Origin of the sequence: Streptomyces sp. NPDC088915 (genome assembly GCF_044749825.1) — a bacterium.
Lineage (GTDB): Bacteria > Actinomycetota > Actinomycetes > Streptomycetales > Streptomycetaceae > Streptomyces.
Map to the genome: position 1 here is coordinate 204,982 of NZ_JBIVIR010000010.1, position 16,364 is coordinate 221,345.

Here is a 16,364-nt window from a genome sequence, read left to right on the forward strand (position 1 = left end):
CCCGTCCGCGTACGGGAGGGGCACCCGTACGGGTCGGGCCCCGGTCCGCGGAGTCGTGGCGGCGGAAGCGGGGCCGGGGCCCGGCGCCTAGGGGGTCGTGGCCGGGACGTGGACCGGGCCCGGGGCGTCCGGCCGGCCCGTGAGCTGCTCGGACAGCTCCCGCTCGTCCTCGTCGCTGAGCGAGGTCTTCAGGACCGTGCCGCCGTGCGGCTGCATCGCCGCCGTGAACTTGTCGTCCGTGATCTTCGACGCCATGATCACGACCGCCGCCGAGCCCGGCTTCAGCAGGTCGCCCACCTGCTCGCGGAAGCGGTCGTCGACGCCCGACTTGGCGAGCCTGCCGACCAGGCCGCCCAGGGCCGCGCCCGTCACGAGGCCGACGCCGGGCAGCAGGAACAGGATCCCGAAGATCGCTCCCCACAGGGCGCCCGTGGCGGCGGTCGAGGCGACGACGCGGCTGGAGGTGTCGACGTGGGTGCGCCCGTCGGCGTCGACCGAGACCGTCGCGAGCCCGTTCAGGCGCACGACGTGGTCCCGTTGCAGGTCCTGCACCGTGCCGAGGGCCCGCTCGGCCTCGGCGGGGTCGTCATAGCCGATGACGATGAGCTCGGACATCCCTGTCCACCTCCAGAAGGCGCCGTGCGGAGCGCCACGGTCCACGCACCGACATCCTTGTCCGGGATGTCCGTTTCCGCGACTCGGCGGAGGCGCTCGGGGGCCCTGCGGACGTACTTGTGGAGGTGCCTAGGAGCGGCGGCTCAGCGCAGCTCCTCCGGGCAGGCCGTGCCCCGGGAGAGCTTGTACGGGGATCCCAGGCGGTAGACGCCCGCCTTCGGCGCGACGAGCTCCGTCCACTCGTCGCCGTCCGCGTCCGCCTCCGTCCGGAACAGGCAGCCCTCCACGTTGGCGAAGACCTTGGGGAGCTCGGTGTCCGACTCCTCGCGGGCCAGCCTGGACTCCTCGGTCTCCTGCGGCGGCTCGATCTTGCCGCCGTGCTCGTCCATGAGGGCGAGCCACGGCGAGTACGGCACGCGGATGAGGACCCGGCCGGGGCTGTCGACCCGGATGACGACCTCGTTCGCCGCCACGCTCTCGACCCGGGCGGGCGGCTCCGCCAGCGGGGTCGGGTTCGCGACCTCGTACAGGCGCCAGTTCGCGTCCGACCAGACCTGCTTCAGGTACGGCAGGCCCTCGTCGACCAGCTCCGCCTCCCGCTCGGCGCCGGAGTCGGGGGCGCCGGTCGGCAGGACCACGAAGTGGACGGCCCAGCGGTCGAGCCAGTCCTGGTAGTTCACGGCGTTGAGGGTGTCGTCGTAGAAGAGCGGGTTGCGCTCCATGTCGGCCTGCCGGTTCCAGCCCCGCGCCAGGTTGATGTACGGGCTGAGGGCGGAGGACTCGCGGTGGCTGGAGGCCGGCACGACCTCGACGCGCGCCTTGCCCGCGCCCCGCACCTGGAGCTGGTTGACCAGCGGCGCCAGCTCGCGCGCCCAGGAGGCGTCCGGGGCGGTGCGGATGACGTCGTCGACGCCCTTGAAGCCGATCCAGAAGTTCAGGCCCGCGAAGGCGAGCAGCAGCGCGTACCAGCGGCGCGAGCGCGGCGCGGTGTACGGCAGGGCGGCGAGCAGCACGACCCCGGCGAAGAGCATCGGGAGCCGCGAGATGTTCGAGCCGATCTGGGAGTCGATCGCCCAGGTCAGGAAGGTGCCCACCGTGTACACGGCGGCGGCGGTGCGGACCGTCCGCCAGTCCTTCGGCACCAGGAGGACGAGCAGGACCCCGAAGATCATGGGGAGCGCGGCCGAACCGAAGGCCATCGGCTGCGTGCCCGAGAAGGGGAAGAGCCAGGAGGAGAGGGCGACCACGGCCACCGGGGCGAGCCCGAGGGCGTACGCGCCGGGGCGCCGCTTGTTGAGGAAGAGCGCCGCCGCCGCCACGCCGAGGAAGAGGCCGGCGACCGGGCTGCACGCGGTCGCGAGCCCGGCGAGCGGGGCGGCGACCACCGCCTTGGCCCAGCGCTTGCGGCGCCAGCGGTGCGGCCAGCAGAAGACGGCGGCGACCGCGCCGAGCGCGAACAGCATGCCGAGGCCGAAGGTCACCCGGCCCGACAGGGCGTTGCAGAGGAAGGCGAAGACGCCCGCGACCGCGCAGGCCATCGGATTGCGGACCGTCCGCACCCGCACCAGGATCAGCGCGGTCAGCGCGGCCGACAGGGTCCCGGTGATCATCATCGTGGTGCGGACGCCGAGCACCGACATCAGGTACGGCGAGACGACGCTGTACGAGACCGGGTGCATCCCGCCGTACCAGGCGAGGTTGTACGCGGAGTCCGGGTGCCGTCCGACGAACTCGGCCCACGCGTCCTGCGCGGCCAGGTCCCCGCCGCTGTTGGCGAAGAGGAAGAACCAGAGGACGTGGGTGAGGGCGGCGAGCCCCGTGGCCACCATGACGGTGTGACGGCGCTTGCGCCGCCGCACCGGGGCGATCTGCTCCGGGGCGGGCCGCTGCGCCGGAAGCGGTATTCGCGAGAGCGAAGGAACGGCGGGCGCGGGGGCGGCTCCGGCTCCTGCTCCGGTTGCGGCTCCTGCTCCGGCTCCGGCTCCGGCTCCGAGGACGGCGGTGCCCCCGGACGCGGCGCCCGGATCGAGGGGGGTGTCGTCGGACGGACCGGCCGGGTCGGACGGGCCGGAGGGACCGAGGGGGTCCGGGGGGCCCGAGGGGTCCGGGGGGAGGTCCGCGCGGTCGGCGCGTGTCGGCTCGGCGGTGGTCACTGCGGCCCTTTCCCGTACGTCCCGTCTCGCTCCGCGCGGAGGGTCCACGCGCGCTTCTCGTCCCCCGGAAACGCTAACAGCAGGACGCCCCGGAGAACCGGGGCGTCCAGCCGAGCGGGTGGCTCCTCGGCCACGCTGTCGTTCCGCGCGGTCAGCCCACGCGGGTGAGCTTCTTGTCGAAGCCCGGCTCCGCCAGGTCGCTCTGGAGTGCCACCGGGGAGCTGACCCTGCCCGCGCCCGTGCCGATCGAGACCTGGCCGACGACGTCGCCCGTCCTGCCGGTGTGCGGGACGGCCTTGCCGCCGTCGGCGAGCTCCAGCTTCACCTGGAGGCCCGGCCAGCCGACCGCCTTGAGCTCCTTGGTGGCGACGACCGGGGTCTTGCCGCCGAGGCCGTCGTCGACGTAGCCGACGATCTGGCCCTTGCGGACCACGGCGGCCGAGGTGACGTCCTTCTGCGCCCGCTTGATCAGCTCGTAGCTGTAGTCGATGGAGAGCTGGAGCTTGTCGTCGAGGATCTTGGCGTTCTTGGCGCCCATCACGATGCCGAGGATCCGGCGGTTCTGCCCGTCGACGATCGTGTTCGCCGACCAGAGCAGGTTGCCGCCGGCCGGGGTGGAGGAGCCGGTCTTGATGCCGCCCACGCCCGGCTTCAGCAGGATCTTGTTGTTGTTCTCGATCCGGCCGGGGATGCCGTCGACGGTCACGTTCGGCATGTTCACGATCTCGCGGAACACGTCGTACTGCATGACCGCCTCGGCCAGCTTGAGCTGGTCCTTCGGGGTCGAGACCGTGCTGTCGAGCAGGCCGGACGGGTCCGTGTACGTGGACTGGGTCATGCCCAGCTCGTCAGCGGCGGCGTTCATCTTCTCGACGAACGCGGCCTCGGAACCGGCGTCCCAGCGGGCGAGCAGCCGGGCGACGTTGTTGGCGGAGGGGATCATCAGGAGCTGGAGCAGCTCCTTCTCCGAGTAGGTCTGGCCCTCCTCGACCGCCGCGGTCGACTCGTGCGCCGCCTTGCCCTGGTCGGCGGCCTTCTTGTCGATCTTGATCTCGGGGCCGGTCTGCTTCCCCTTGAGGGGGTGGTCGCGGAGGATCACGTACGCCGTCATCGTCTTGGTGACGGACGCGATCGGGGCCGGCTTCTGGGGCCCGTACGCGCCCATGGCGCCGACGCCCTCGACCTCGACGGCGCCCTGTCCCTCGCCGGGCCACGGCATCTTCAGCTCGCCGCCCTCGAAGGTGAAGGTCGGCGCGGCGGAGAGCTTCAGGGCGGGCGCGGGCAGCGGGCGGACCATCTGCGCGATCGCGAAGACGATCAGGAGGAGCAGGACCAGGGGGGTCCAGATCCGGATCCGGCGGAGGGTCGTCCGCAGCGGGGACGGCGGCGGGGGCGGGGTGTTCGTCAGCTCCGCGAGCAGGTCGAGCGGGGGCAGCGGCGGCAGCGGCTGCTGCCGGGTCCGCTCCGGCTCGGCGAGGGCCGCGGGCACGGGGGCGGTGGGGGCCTCCGGGGCCTCCGCCTCGGGGGTCTCGGAGGCCTTGGGGGCCTTGGGCGTCTCGGGATCCTTGGGGGCCGTGGAGGCCGTGGGGGCGGCCTCGGCCGCCGGCGCCTTCCGCTCGGCCGGGATGTCGGGCCGCAGCGGCAGGAAGGTGCTGGTGCGCTCGCTGTCCGTATCCGTGTCCGTGTCCACGGAACCGGCCGGGAGCTTCAGGGCGGTCGTCGGCTGGTCCACGTGCGGACGGATCATCTTGAACATGGCCGTCGGCTGGTCGACGGGCTTCTCGTCGACGGGCTCCTCGCCGGCGTCCTCGGAGTCTCCGGCGGCGTCTCCGGCGGGCTCCGGGTCCTTCACGGCCTCGGTCTTCGCACCGGCGGCCGACTTCCGGGCGGCGAACCAGGAGTCGGCGGGCGCCTTGCCCTCGGCGGGGGCGTCGTCCTCGGAGGCCTTGGAGGCGTCGGAGTCCTCGGAGTCCTCGGAGCCCTCGACGTCGCCGGCGGCACCGGCGGACTCGGCAGCCACCTCTTCCGCAACCTCGTCCTCGGCCTCGGCTTCGTCCTCGTCCTCGTCCTCGTCCGCAGCTTCGGCCCCGGCCTCGGGCTCCGCGTCCGCCCCGTCCCCGGCCTCGGCGGGCTCCGGAGCCTCCTCCTCGGTCTCGGCGGGCTCCTCGACGGGCTCCGAGGCCTCCTCGGCGGTCTTCACCGGCTCCTCGGGCTCGTCGTCCGCCGCCGTGGCGACCCACGCCGCCACGGCCGCCTTGAGCCGCTCGCTCTCGGGCTCGGGCTCGGACGGCGACGACTCCGCCTCCGGCTCCTCCGGCTCCGACGACTCCGGCTCGGCGTCCCCCTTCGGAGCGTCGTCCCCGGACGTACGCGGCGTCAGGTTCTTGAACACGGCGGTCGGCTGGTCGACCCGCACCGGCGCGTCCGAAGCCTCCTCCGAAGCCGACGGGGCCGACGGCTCCGACTCCCGGAGCACGGAAAGCCGGGGATCCCGGCCGCCGCCGCCCGAGGCCGCCGCCGTCGTCTCCTGCGACGGCCCCTGCTGCTCCGCCCTGTCGGGGGACTCGCCCGCCACCGTGCCTCCTTCATGCGTCATGCGTACGTCCGAACCGTCTACCAGTGTCCTGTGTGAACCCCTTGGCTCCCGTGCTAGACGAGAACGACATACCTACCGGTTCCCGGATGAACCACCCGGGTGCTCTCGACAGATGAATGTGAGAGGGGTCACCCTGTCATTCATCCACGCGGGGAGGCATGGATGGGCAGGAGCCGCAGAACCATTCCGGAGGAGCTTCTGCTGCTCGCTCTGGACCCGACCACGGGTACCACAGCGCAGCCGCAGTCGCTCGACCTCGGCCTGGCCGGAGCACAGCTAGTGGAGCTGGCGCTGGCAGGCCGGATAGCCCCTGACGGGGATCGTATCGCCGTGGTGATGCCACGGCCGACCGGAGATCCGACACTGGACTCCGCACTGGAACTGCTGCGCAGGCGCGGCAGCCCGGTCCGGGCCGTCCACTGGATAGGCGGGCCCCGACTGGGGCTCCGTCAGACGTATCTCTCGCATCTGGAGCGATGCGGCATGGTGCATGCCGTGGAGGGCCAGATGTGCGGGGTGTTGCCGACGACTCGCTACCAGGCGACGGACACGGCGATCAGTCGGGAGATCCGTGCCCGGCTGGACAGTGCGATCCGCACCGGCGTACCGCCGGACCCGCGGACCGCGGCGCTTGCCGCGCTGGCCCATGCGGTCGGTCTCGGGAAGCACCTCTACCCCGGCAACGAAGGACGGTCGTCGCGGTCCCGGCTGCGCGACCTGATCCGGCACGACCCGATGGGCGGCCTCGTGGCGCACGCCGTGATGGACGTCCAGAACGGCGCGGGGGCGCAACCGCGCCGCAGCGCCCCGGGCGTTCCGGCGCAGCCACGCGACGGCATGGCCCGCGCGGCGGCGCACTGAGCACCACGGCACGTCGCGCACCAGCACGCACCACGCACCACGCACCACGGCACGTCCCGCACCACCACGCACCACACATACCCACCCGGGAGCCGCACAGCAGTGCGGGGCGGTCTGGACGACCGCCCCGCACATGTGCGTTGTCCCCGTTTCCCAGCGCACGCACGACCTTTGGTGGCAGTCTGCCAAGCGGTAGGTACTCACAGCTACGCAGCAGACAGCCGGAGGTGCAGTTTCCGTGGCGTCCAACGTCAACCCCACCGTCAGGCGACGCCGATTGGGCCAGGAGCTGCGCAAGCTCCGGGAGGCGAAGAACATGACGGCCGAGCAGGTCGCCGAGCGCCTGCTCGTCTCCCAGTCCAAGATCAGCCGCTTGGAGAACGGCCGTCGCTCCATCAGCCAGCGTGACGTCCGCGACCTGTGCGGCGTGTACGAGGTCGAGGACGAGCGCATGGTCGACTCCCTCATGCAGATGGCCAAGGACTCGCGCCAGCAGGGCTGGTGGCACGCCTTCGGCGACATCCCGTACAGCGTCTACATCGGTCTGGAGACGGACGCGGAGAGCCTGCGGATGTACGAGCCGCAGATCATCCCGGGACTGCTCCAGACCCACGAGTACGCCGAGGCCGTGATCGCCGGCGCGCTGCCGGAGTCGACGCCCGCGGACATCGAGAAGCGGGTCCAGGTCCGCACCCGCCGCCAGGAGCGGATCCGGGACGAGGAGCGTCCGCTGCGCCTCTGGGCCGTCATCGACGAGGGCGCGCTGCACCGGATCGTCGGCAGCAGGCAGTTGATGGTGCAGCAGCTGGAGCACCTGCTCGAACAGTCGCAGCTGCCGCACGTCACCGTGCAGGTGATGCCGTTCGACATGGGCGCGCACCCGGGGATCAGCGGGCAGTACTCGATCCTGGAGTTCCCCGACACCTCGGACTCCAGCGTCGTCTACATCGAGGGCGTCACGAGCGACCTGTACCTGGAGAAGGCCCAGGACGTCGGCAAGTACAGCGTCATGTACGAGCACCTCAGGGCGCAGGCGCTGAACGTCGACCAGACCAGGGAGTTCATCTCGAAGATGGCCAAGAAGCACGCCCAGGGCTGAGGCCCGGACCGGGCGGGGCAGGCACGGTACACCTGGTCATCGCTCCCACGGAAGCCCCGTTGGAATATGCCACTCGGACGTGTGAACGCCGGTCCCGTCGCCCGGGACCGGCGAGTAGCGTCGATCACGTCGCCGAGAACGTCGGCGCGACACACCCCACTGGCAGAAACTGGCAGAACCGGAGCTGAGCAGCATGGCGATTATTCAGGGTGGCACGGACACCTGGACGAAGTCCTCCTACTCGGGTGGGAACGGGGCCTGCGTCGAGGTGAAGTCCCCCGTCGTGGCCGCGATCGCGGTGCGGGACTCGAAGGCCCCCGAGGGCCCGTCCCTCTCGTTCGGACCGGGTTCCTGGAACGCCTTCGTCGGCGAGGTGACCACCGGGGCCCTCTAGCCCCCTCCCGGTGACCGCGCGCGGTCACCAGCGGTACGCAAGAGCCCTCTCGTCCGGTCCGCCGTCCTGGCCGAGGGGGCTCGGTCCTTTTCCGGTGCCGCCGGACCCCGGCCCGCCCCGCTCAGCCCCTCGGGTAGCGCGCCAGCCACCCCGGCGCGGACTCCGCGGGGGTGTGCAGGGCGGCGCCCTGGGTCATCTCCATCGAGAAGTCGTCCGCCAGCTCCAGGACCGTCCCGCGGCCCTCCAGGTCGGCCAGCCAGGCCGGCGGGAGGGCCGTCTCGCCGTGCAGGGCGCCGAGCAGGGCCCCGGTGAGCGCGCCGGTCGCCGACGAGGGCCCGTCGTGGTTCACGGCGAGCCGCAGCCCGTGCCGTACGTCCTCGCCGACCAGGGCGCAGTAGACGGCCGCCGCGAGCTGCCCCTCGGCCCGGTCCCCGTCCGCCCCGAGGGCGGCCACCCGCTCCGCGTCCGGCACCCCTTCCCGTACGGCTCCGAGGGCGCGGCCGAGCGCCTCGGTGACCGGCTCGTGGCCGGGGCGCACCGCGAGCTGCTCCAGGGCCCCGGCCACCGCCGCCTCCACGGGGCCGCCGCGGGCCAGGCCGTGGACGGTGACGGCGAGGGCGCCCGCCGCGAGCCGGGCGGCCGGGGCGCCGTGCGTCTGGGCGGCGCACTCCACGGCGAGCTGGCAGACGAGCTGCGGCTCCCAGCCGACGAGGAGTCCGAAGGGGGCCGAGCGGACGAGGGCGCCGGAGTCGCCGGCCTCCGGGTTCTTGGGCTTGTCGAGGGTGCCGAGGTGTGCGTCGCCGAGGCCGGTGAGGCAGGCGCGGGGCGGGTTGCGGCGGGCGTAGAGCCACTCCTCGTTGGCGAGCCAGCCGTTGTCCTTGCGGCGCTCGTCGGGGCCCCAGTCGTGCTGGGTGGCGGCCCAGCGCAGATGGGCCCGGTGGACGTCGGTGGGCGGGTGCCAGGCGCCGGTGTCGCGGCGGACCTGGGCGCGGATCAGGCCGTCGACGGTGAAGAGGGTCATCTGGGTGGCGGCGGTGACGGCGCCCCGGCGGCCGAAGGCGGGGACGGGGTCGGCGAGTCCGTCAGGTCCGTGGGCCTCGCGCAGCTCCGCGAGGGAGGAGCCGTCGGCGCCCGCCCCCAGCGCGTCGCCGAGCGCCCCGCCGAGCAGACAGCCCCGTACCCGGGCCCGGAAGTCCTGCTGCTCGGCACGGCCCCACACGGCTGCGGCTGTCGTGGCCACGACGTGCCCTCCCCCGGTCGGCGGTTCGCTGTCGGTTCCCTCGCCGCACTGTAATGGACCGGATACGGGCCCCCGGGGGACCGGAACGTTATGTGTTCCGACGTCCTTCGGGCCCGTTCCGACCACAGTCCGGGGGATGCGTCCTCACTCCGCCGGGAGCACGGGGAGGAGTTCCGGCAGGTGCCCGTCGGAGGCCTCGGCCGTGCGCCGCCGCTCCTCCGGGACCTCCCCGTAGAGGGTGGTGCGGGGCTTCGCCGGGCGGCCGGCCGCCTCCGCGATGGCCTCCAGGTCCTTGACCGAGCGGTACGAGCCGTAACTCGACCCCGCCATGCGGGAGATGGTCTCCTCCATCAGGGTGCCGCCCAGGTCGTTGGCGCCCGAGCGGAGCATCTCGGCGGCGCCCTCCGCGCCCAGCTTCACCCAACTGGTCTGGATGTTCGGGATGTGCGGGTGGAGGAGGAGCCGGGCCATGGCGGTGACCGCGCGGTTGTCGCGGACGGTGGGGCCGGGGCGGGCGATGCCGGCGAGGTAGACGGGCGCGTTGGTGTGGATGAAGGGGAGGGTGACGAACTCCGTGAAGCCGCCGGTCCGCTGCTGGATGCCGGCCAGGGTGCGCAGGTGGCCGAGCCAGTGCCGGGGCTGGTCCACGTGTCCGTACATCATCGTGGAGGAGGAGCGCAGGCCCAGTTCGTGGGCGGTGGTGATCACCTCGATCCAGGTGGCGGTGGGCAGCTTGCCCTTGGTGAGGATCCAGCGGACCTCGTCGTCGAGGATCTCGGCGGCCGTGCCGGGGATCGAGTCGAGCCCGGCCTCCTTCGCGGCCGTCAGCCACTCGCGGATCGACAGGCCGGTGCGGGAGGCGCCGTTGACGACCTCCATCGGGGAGAAGGCGTGCACGTGGATGCCGGGGACGCGCTCCTTCACCGCGCGGGCGACGTCGAAGTAGGCGGTGCCGGGCAGGTCGGGGTGGATGCCGCCCTGCATGCAGACCTCCACCGCGCCCACGTCCCACGCCTGCTGGGCGCGGTCGGCGACCTGGTCGAGGGAGAGGGTGTACGCGTCGGCGTCGGTGCGGCGCTGGGCGAAGGCGCAGAAGCGGCAGCCGGTGTAGCAGACGTTGGTGAAGTTGATGTTCCGCGTGACGACGTACGTGACCTCGTCGCCGGACACCGACTTCCGCAGGTCGTCGGCGATCCGGGTCAGGGCGTCCAGGGCGGGCCCGTCGGCGTGCAGGAGGGCCAGGGCCTGCGGGTCGGTGAGCCGGGTCGGGTCGTCGGCGGCGACGGCGAGCGCCTCGCGCACGTCGGTGTCGATGCGCTGCGGGACCATGCCGGGGACGGCGGCCTCGCGCAGCGCCTCCCAGTCCCCGTACACCTCGTCGAAGTCCTCGCGCCGGTCGCCGGTGCGGCCCTCGGTGTCGACGGTGCGGTGCAGGTCGGTGCGGCCGGTGGCGGTGAAGGCCTCGTCGGGCTCCTGCCAGGGCAGGCCGCGCACGGGCGCGTCGGGGTTCGCGAGCCCGGTCTCGGGGTCGGCGAGGGCGCGGACGTGCGGGAGGAGCCGGGGGTCGAGCCAGGGTTCTCCCCGGGTGACGAACTCGGGGTAGACGCAGAGGCGTTCGCGCAGCTCGAAGCCGGCGGCGGCGGACCGCTCGGCCAGTTCCTCGATCCTCGGCCAGGGCCGCTCGGGGTTGACGTGGTCGATGGTGAGCGGCGAGACCCCGCCCCAGTCGTCGATGCCGGCCGCGATGAGCCGCTCGTACTCGGCGTCGACCAGGTTCGGCGGGGCCTGGAGGCAGGCGGAGGGGCCCATGATCAGGCGGGCGACGGCCACGGTGGCGACGAGGTCGTCCAGTTCGGCGTCCGGCATCCCGCGCATCGCCGTGTCCGGCTTGGCGCGGAAGTTCTGGATGATCAGCTCCTGGATCGAGTGGTACGCGCGGGCGACGCGGCGCAGCGCGAACAGCGACTCGGCCCGCTCCTCCAGGGTCTCCCCGATGCCGAGGAGCAGCCCCGAGGTGAAGGGCACGGAGGAGCGGCCGGCGTCCTCCAGGACCCTGAGCCGCACGGCCGGTTCCTTGTCGGGGGACCCGTAGTGGGGACCGCCGGGCTCGGACCACAGCCGGGTCGCGGTGGTCTCCAGCATCATCCCCATGGAGGGCGCGACGGGCTTGAGGCGCTGGAAGTCGGTCCAGGACAGGACGCCGGGGTTGAGGTGCGGGAGGAGCCCGGTCTCCTCCAGGATCCGGATCGCCATGGCCCGCACGTACGCGATCGTGTCGTCGTAGCCGTGCGCGTCGAGCCACTCGCGCGCCTCCGGCCAGCGGTCCTCGGGCTTGTCCCCGAGCGTGATCAGGGCTTCCTTGCAGCCGAGTGCGGCGCCGCGCCGGGCGACGTCGAGGACCTCGTCGGGCGACATGAACATCCCGTGCCCGGCCCGGCGCAGCTTGCCGGGGACGGTGACGAAGGTGCAGTAGTGGCACTTGTCGCGGCAGAGGCGGGTGAGCGGGACGAACACGCTCTTGGAGTACGTGATGACCCCCGGCCGCCCGGCCGCCTCCAGGCCCGCGTCCCGCACGCGCCCGGCGGACGCCACCAGGTCCGTCAGGTCGTCCCCGCGCGCCCGCAGCAGCACGGCGGCCTCCGTGACGTCGAGCGCGACCCCGTCCCTGGCCCGCCTCAGGGCCCGGCGCATGGCGTTGTCGGTCGGACGTGCTGCCTGGTGATCCGTCATGCCCCGAGCATACGAGCGGGCCCCGGGAGGGGGCTTCGGGTCCCCGCACCCGGCGCCCGTGCCCGGTCCTCCGTGCCCGGCTCCCCGGTCGGGCCGCGGTCGGGCGGCGCTCGGCGCCGTGGGGCCCTCGGTGCTCAGCGCCGTACCGGGTCCACCGCCCGCTGTCGTGCCGCCAGGTCTCCGTATCCGCCCGCCTCCCACACCTCCTCGCGGAACCGCTGGAGGGTGAGGGGGGTGCGGTCCCGGCCGGGCACGCCGGCGAAGTGGACCGTGCCGCAGCGGTGGCAGTACCAGCCGTGCGACCACAGCTCCTCGGCGTGGTGGCGGCGGCGCGTCAGCCGGGCGAAGGCGCTCCTGCGCCGCAGCAGCAGGACCAGGACCAGGACGGCGCCGAGCAGCGCGAACGCCGAGATCCAGCCCAGGAATCCCAGGTCCGGCGGCGGCTCGGAGAACGGGTCCCGCGGCACCCGGTACCAGCCGTCCGGCTCCGCCGGTCCGGGCGCGGGCCCGTCCTCGAACCACTCGCCGGCGAAGGTCCCGACCAGGAAGGTGACGACGGAGACGGCCGCCGCGAGGACGCCCAGGCAGCCGAGCGCGTAGCCCGGCGGCTCGGGCACGGGCGCCAAGGCGTCGGAGAGCCCGCTGGTCACCGCCCGCGTCACGGTCCGCACGTCGCCGTCCCGGTCCCGCTCGCGGCTGGTCACCGCGTCCCGGCCCGCGAGGTACACGGCGGGCACCGCCTGCACCCGGTCGTCCCTCCCGCACCCCGGACAGTCGTGCGTCCCGCTCACGGCTCCCCCTCCCGTTCCCGTTCCCGTTCCCCGACACGTTCGTCCCCGATGACGGGCACATGCCACCGCTGGTTCCGTCCCGCCCGGAAACGCGCCTGCGCTCCGCTCGCCCCTCCCCTACCGTGGCCCGGTGCTGAAGCGAATCGAGACGTACTACGACACCGTTCCCCGGTCCTCCGCCCGCGCCGAGGAGTTCGGGCCGCTGACCCTGTTCGTACGGGAGGGGGAGGGCTGGCCCTTCTACGCGCGGCCCGCGTCCGGGCACGAGGGGGAGGTCCCGGTCGCGGCCGTGGAGCGGGTGCGGGCCCGGCAGCGGGAGCTGGGGGTGCCCGAGGCGTTCGAGTGGGTCGCGGAGACGGCGCCGGGGCTGCGGGCGGCCGTGGAGGCGAGCGGGCTCACCGTCCACGAGCACCCGCTGATGGCCCTGGCGGGCCCGGGGCTCGCCGTGCCGGAGCCCGAGGGCGCCACCGTACGGATGGTGGACGCGGGCGACCCGGGCCTGGAGAGCGCCGTCGCCGCCCCGTACGCCGCCTTCGGCTTCCCGCCCGAGCCCGGCGCCGCCGAGCGGACCGCCGGGCGGATCACGGCCGGCCTGACCCGGCTCGCGGCGGCCTTCGACGACGCGGAGGGCGGGGCGGAGGGCGGTGTCGCCCTCGCGGCCGGGCAGTACCAGCCCGTGGGCGACGTCTCCGAGGTCGTCGGCGTCGGCACCGTCCCGGCGGCCCGGCGCCGGGGGCTCGGCCTCGCGGTCACGGCCGCCCTGGTCGCGGACGCCCGGGCCCGGGGCGCGGAGCTGGTCTTCCTGTCGGCCTCGGACGCGGACGTGGCCCGGCTCTACGGCCGGCTCGGCTTCCGCACGGTCGCGACCGCCCTCATCGCGGAGGCGTAGGGGACAGGGGCGCAGGGGGCGGGGCCGGGAAAGACTTTCGGGGAAAGTTCCGCCGTCGTGTCACATCCCCGGTCCCCGCTCCGTCATTGCGGTGAAGGCACGGACCGAACGAGACGCCGAGGAGCGACGATCACCATGACGCACACCCCCGAGGCCCGTATGACCAACCCCGCCTACGTCCTGCCCGACGCGGGCCCCGCGATCCAGGGCCTCGTGAAGGCCACCCGCCAGGGCGGGGTCTCCGAGGAGATCCTGGAGCTCGTGCACCTGCGGGCCAGCCAGATCAACGGCTGCGGCTTCTGCGTGGACTACGGCGTGAAGAACGCCCGGAAGGCGGGCGTGAGCGACGACAAGCTGTTCGCGGTAGCCGCGTGGCGCGAGTCCCCGCACTTCTCGGACGAGGAGCGGGCGGCCCTCTCGCTCGCCGAGCACGCGACCCGCATCGCCGACAGCACGGACGCCGTGCCGGACCCGGTGTGGGACGCGGCGGCCGACCACTTCGACGAGAAGCAGCTCGCCTCGATCGTGCTGATGGTCAGCCTGACGAACTTCTTCAACCGGCTGAACGTCACCGTCCGGCAGCCGGCCGGCGTGGCGCTCTGACCGCGCGGGATTCGACCGCGCGGGGCTCGACCGCACGGGATTCGACCGCGCGGGGTCCGGCCGCACGGGGTCTGGCCGCACGGGGTTCGCGCACCATCAGGACGTCGACCGGGTCCTCGGACTCGACGGTGAACCCCTCCCGCTCGTAGAGGCGGCGGGCGGCGCTCCCCCGCAGGACCACGAGGCGGACGGGCGCGCCCGCCGCGTCGGCCCGGTCGAGCAGGCCGCGCAGCACCGCCGTCCCGAGCCCCCGCCCCTGCGCCCCGGGGGCGAGGTAGAAGTGCTCCAGCCAGAGGCCCTCGCCGTCCTCGTGCGGGCGCAGGGTGACGCTTCCCGCGAAGGCGCCGTCCACCTCGACGACGGAGGTGTGCGCGGGCGAGAAGCCGTCGCGCAGCCGCTGTCGCACCCGGTGCCCGTCGTAGCGGCCGAGCCGCTCCAGGTCGTCCCGCATCACCTCGGCCCGCAGCTCGGCGACGGACTCGACGTCCGCCGCCCGGCCGGGGCGCAGCGCCCAGTTCGTCGTCTCCCCCGCGGTTCGCACGGGCCGCATCCTAGAGGGTGTCCCGACCGGCGCCCCGGGCGGCCGGGCGGACGGACGGAGGCGGCGGGACCCCCCACGGGCCCGCCGCCTCCGCGTCTCAGGAACGTCCGGTCAGTCCGCCACCACCAGGGACGGGGTCTCCTTGGTCAGGACCTCGCCGCGGAAGAAGGCGGGGCTGCGGCGCTGCATGACCAGCATGATCACCACGCCGAGGAGCAGCAGGCCGACGCCGATCACGAAGACCGAGCCCATGCCGAGGACGGCGGAGCCGGAGCCGTACGCCGGGTCCCACATGTCGTACAGGGTCTTGCCGAAGACGGCGGTGAGCATGAGGCCGCCGAGCAGCGGCATCAGGCCCTTGAAGGCGAAGTCGCGGAAGGAGCGGAACAGCTCCTTGCGGAAGTACCGGACGCAGGCGAAGGCCGTGAGCGCGTAGTAGAAGCAGATCATCAGGCCGAGGGCGTAGATGGTGTCGACCAGGACGTGCTCGCTGACCAGGGTCATCACGGTGTAGAAGGCCCCGGTGGCGACGCCCGCGACGACCGTGGCGCGGCCGGGGGTCTTGAAGACCGGGTGGACCTCGGTGAAGGACTTCGGCAGCGCCTCGTACGTGGCCATCGCGAGGACCGTGCGGGCGACCGGGATGAAGGTGGTCTGGAGGCTCGCGGCGGCGGAGGCCAGGACCGCGACGAAGAGCAGGATGCCGAGCGTGGGGCCCATGACGGGACCGGCGAGGGCGGCGAAGACGTTGTCGGAGGTCTCCGGGTTGGCCAGGCCGAGGCCCTTCTCGCCGGAGCCGACGACCATCTGGGCGGCGATGCCGGTGGCCAGGTAGGAGCCGACCAGGACGACCATCGCGATGAGGGCGGCGCGGCCGGGGGTCTTCTCGCTGCCGGTGGTCTCCTCGTTGGTCGCCATGCAGGCGTCCCAGCCCCAGTACATGAAGATCGAGAGCGAGAGTCCGGCCGTGAAGGCGGCGAAGGACTGCACCGCGAAGGGGTTCATCCAGGACCAGGAGAAGTCGACCGAGGTCTCGAAGGAGCCGGCCTTCGACAGGGCCATGCCGACGAAGACGGCGAGGACGACGAGCTGGAGGCCGACGAGGGTGTACTGGACGCCCTTGGTGGCGGTCATGCCGCGGTAGCTGATCGCGGTGGCGGCGGCGATGAGGGTGAGGCAGGTGAGGATGTGGACGGCCTTGTTGCCGTCGAGGGCAGCGACGGACTCGCTGCCGGTGATCTCGCCCGCGAGGAGCCAGAAGTAGGAGGTGGCGACGCCGGCCAGGTTGGAGAGCACGATGATCGTCGCGATGACGAGGCCCCAGCCGCACATCCAGCCGATCTTGGGCCCGAAGGCCTTCACGGTCCAGGTGAAGGAGGTGCCGCAGTCCGGCATGGCCTTGTTGAGCTCGCGGTACGCGAAGGCGACGAGGAGCATCGGGAGGAAGCCCGCGAGGAAGACGGCGGGCATCTGGAGCCCGACCTCGCCGGCGGTGGAGCCGAGCGTGGAGGTCAGGCAGTAGACGGGGGCGACGGTGGAGACGCCGATGACGGCGCTGCCGAGGAGGCCGACGGAGTTCCCGCCGAGTCCTTTGGTGCGCACGCCGTGGGCGTCGCCCGGGGCGTCGACGCCCCTTACCGTGTCTCCGGCCAGCGGCCGTGCTTCCACCTGAGTCATGAACAGGACGTTAAATGCTGCGGTTTCCACATCCGGAAGATCGGAATCCGCTCGCCCGGTCGATCATCGCCTTGCATTGAGAGGGTCGAAGCGCCCGCTCGCCAATGATTGAAAGATCGACCAACCGGACCACCCGACCAACCGGTAGGTCCGTCGCCCGGCGTCCGATATGCGG

At 73.1% G+C, this 16,364-nt stretch carries 13 protein-coding genes; 5 read left to right on the plus strand and 8 right to left on the minus strand.

Annotated features, from left to right (window positions below):
- Window positions 1–87: 87 nt before the first annotated feature.
- From ACIP5O_RS20050 to ACIP5O_RS20060, 3 genes are all read right to left on the minus strand, one after another.
- Window positions 88–615, minus strand: coding sequence for a DUF1269 domain-containing protein (locus tag ACIP5O_RS20050; RefSeq protein WP_401295045.1), 528 nt, complete (start codon window positions 613–615; stop codon window positions 88–90).
- A gap of 143 nt (window positions 616–758) precedes the next feature.
- Entirely contained in the window at window positions 759–2,768 is a 2,010-nt protein-coding gene (locus ACIP5O_RS20055; protein WP_401295047.1) for an MFS transporter, read from the minus strand.
- 151 nt (window positions 2,769–2,919) lie between these two features.
- On the minus strand, window positions 2,920–5,364 hold the full coding sequence (locus ACIP5O_RS20060; protein WP_401295049.1) for a serine hydrolase: 2,445 nt from the start codon (window positions 5,362–5,364) through the stop codon (window positions 2,920–2,922).
- A 162-nt stretch (window positions 5,365–5,526) separates the two neighbouring features.
- On the opposite strand from ACIP5O_RS20060, the gene ACIP5O_RS20065 reads away from it, so the two are divergent.
- The 3 genes from ACIP5O_RS20065 to ACIP5O_RS20075 all read left to right on the plus strand — a co-directional run bounded on the left by ACIP5O_RS20065 (window position 5,527) and on the right by ACIP5O_RS20075 (window position 7,718).
- Window positions 5,527–6,225, plus strand: a complete 699-nt coding sequence (locus ACIP5O_RS20065) for a GPP34 family phosphoprotein (RefSeq protein ID WP_356544171.1) — start codon at window positions 5,527–5,529, stop codon at window positions 6,223–6,225.
- Window positions 6,226–6,463: 238 nt separating this feature from the next.
- The gene (locus tag ACIP5O_RS20070) at window positions 6,464–7,324 is read left to right on the plus strand and encodes a helix-turn-helix transcriptional regulator (RefSeq protein ID WP_351974349.1); all 861 of its coding nucleotides are present in this window, start codon (window positions 6,464–6,466) and stop codon (window positions 7,322–7,324) included.
- Window positions 7,325–7,517: 193 nt separating this feature from the next.
- The gene (locus ACIP5O_RS20075) at window positions 7,518–7,718 is read left to right on the plus strand and encodes a DUF397 domain-containing protein (RefSeq protein ID WP_356544174.1); all 201 of its coding nucleotides are present in this window, start codon (window positions 7,518–7,520) and stop codon (window positions 7,716–7,718) included.
- 121 nt (window positions 7,719–7,839) lie between these two features.
- Here the strand turns inward: ACIP5O_RS20075 and ACIP5O_RS20080 are convergent, their stop codons facing one another.
- From ACIP5O_RS20080 to ACIP5O_RS20090, 3 genes are all read right to left on the minus strand, one after another.
- Window positions 7,840–8,958, minus strand: coding sequence for an ADP-ribosylglycohydrolase family protein (locus ACIP5O_RS20080; protein ID WP_401295052.1), 1,119 nt, complete (start codon window positions 8,956–8,958; stop codon window positions 7,840–7,842).
- A gap of 144 nt (window positions 8,959–9,102) precedes the next feature.
- Window positions 9,103–11,688, minus strand: coding sequence for a bifunctional FO biosynthesis protein CofGH (locus ACIP5O_RS20085; protein WP_401295054.1), 2,586 nt, complete (start codon window positions 11,686–11,688; stop codon window positions 9,103–9,105).
- 134 nt (window positions 11,689–11,822) lie between these two features.
- Complete coding sequence (locus tag ACIP5O_RS20090; protein WP_401295056.1) at window positions 11,823–12,479, minus strand: hypothetical protein; 657 nt, start codon at window positions 12,477–12,479, stop codon at window positions 11,823–11,825.
- A gap of 130 nt (window positions 12,480–12,609) precedes the next feature.
- Between ACIP5O_RS20090 and ACIP5O_RS20095 the strand changes: the two genes are divergently transcribed.
- Both ACIP5O_RS20095 and ACIP5O_RS20100 read left to right on the plus strand, forming a co-directional pair.
- Window positions 12,610–13,368, plus strand: coding sequence for a GNAT family N-acetyltransferase (locus ACIP5O_RS20095; RefSeq protein ID WP_401295058.1), 759 nt, complete (start codon window positions 12,610–12,612; stop codon window positions 13,366–13,368).
- A 135-nt stretch (window positions 13,369–13,503) separates the two neighbouring features.
- Window positions 13,504–13,971, plus strand: coding sequence for a carboxymuconolactone decarboxylase family protein (locus ACIP5O_RS20100; protein WP_356544182.1), 468 nt, complete (start codon window positions 13,504–13,506; stop codon window positions 13,969–13,971).
- Here ACIP5O_RS20100 and ACIP5O_RS20105 read toward each other — a convergent pair.
- Complete coding sequence (locus ACIP5O_RS20105) at window positions 13,937–14,521, minus strand: GNAT family N-acetyltransferase (RefSeq protein WP_401295061.1); 585 nt, start codon at window positions 14,519–14,521, stop codon at window positions 13,937–13,939. The genes ACIP5O_RS20100 and ACIP5O_RS20105 overlap by 35 nt on opposite strands.
- Window positions 14,522–14,623: 102 nt before the next feature.
- Window positions 14,624–16,189: an APC family permease gene (locus ACIP5O_RS20110; protein WP_356544185.1), complete on the minus strand. Its 1,566-nt coding sequence runs from the start codon at window positions 16,187–16,189 to the stop codon at window positions 14,624–14,626.
- Window positions 16,190–16,364: the final 175 nt, after the last annotated feature.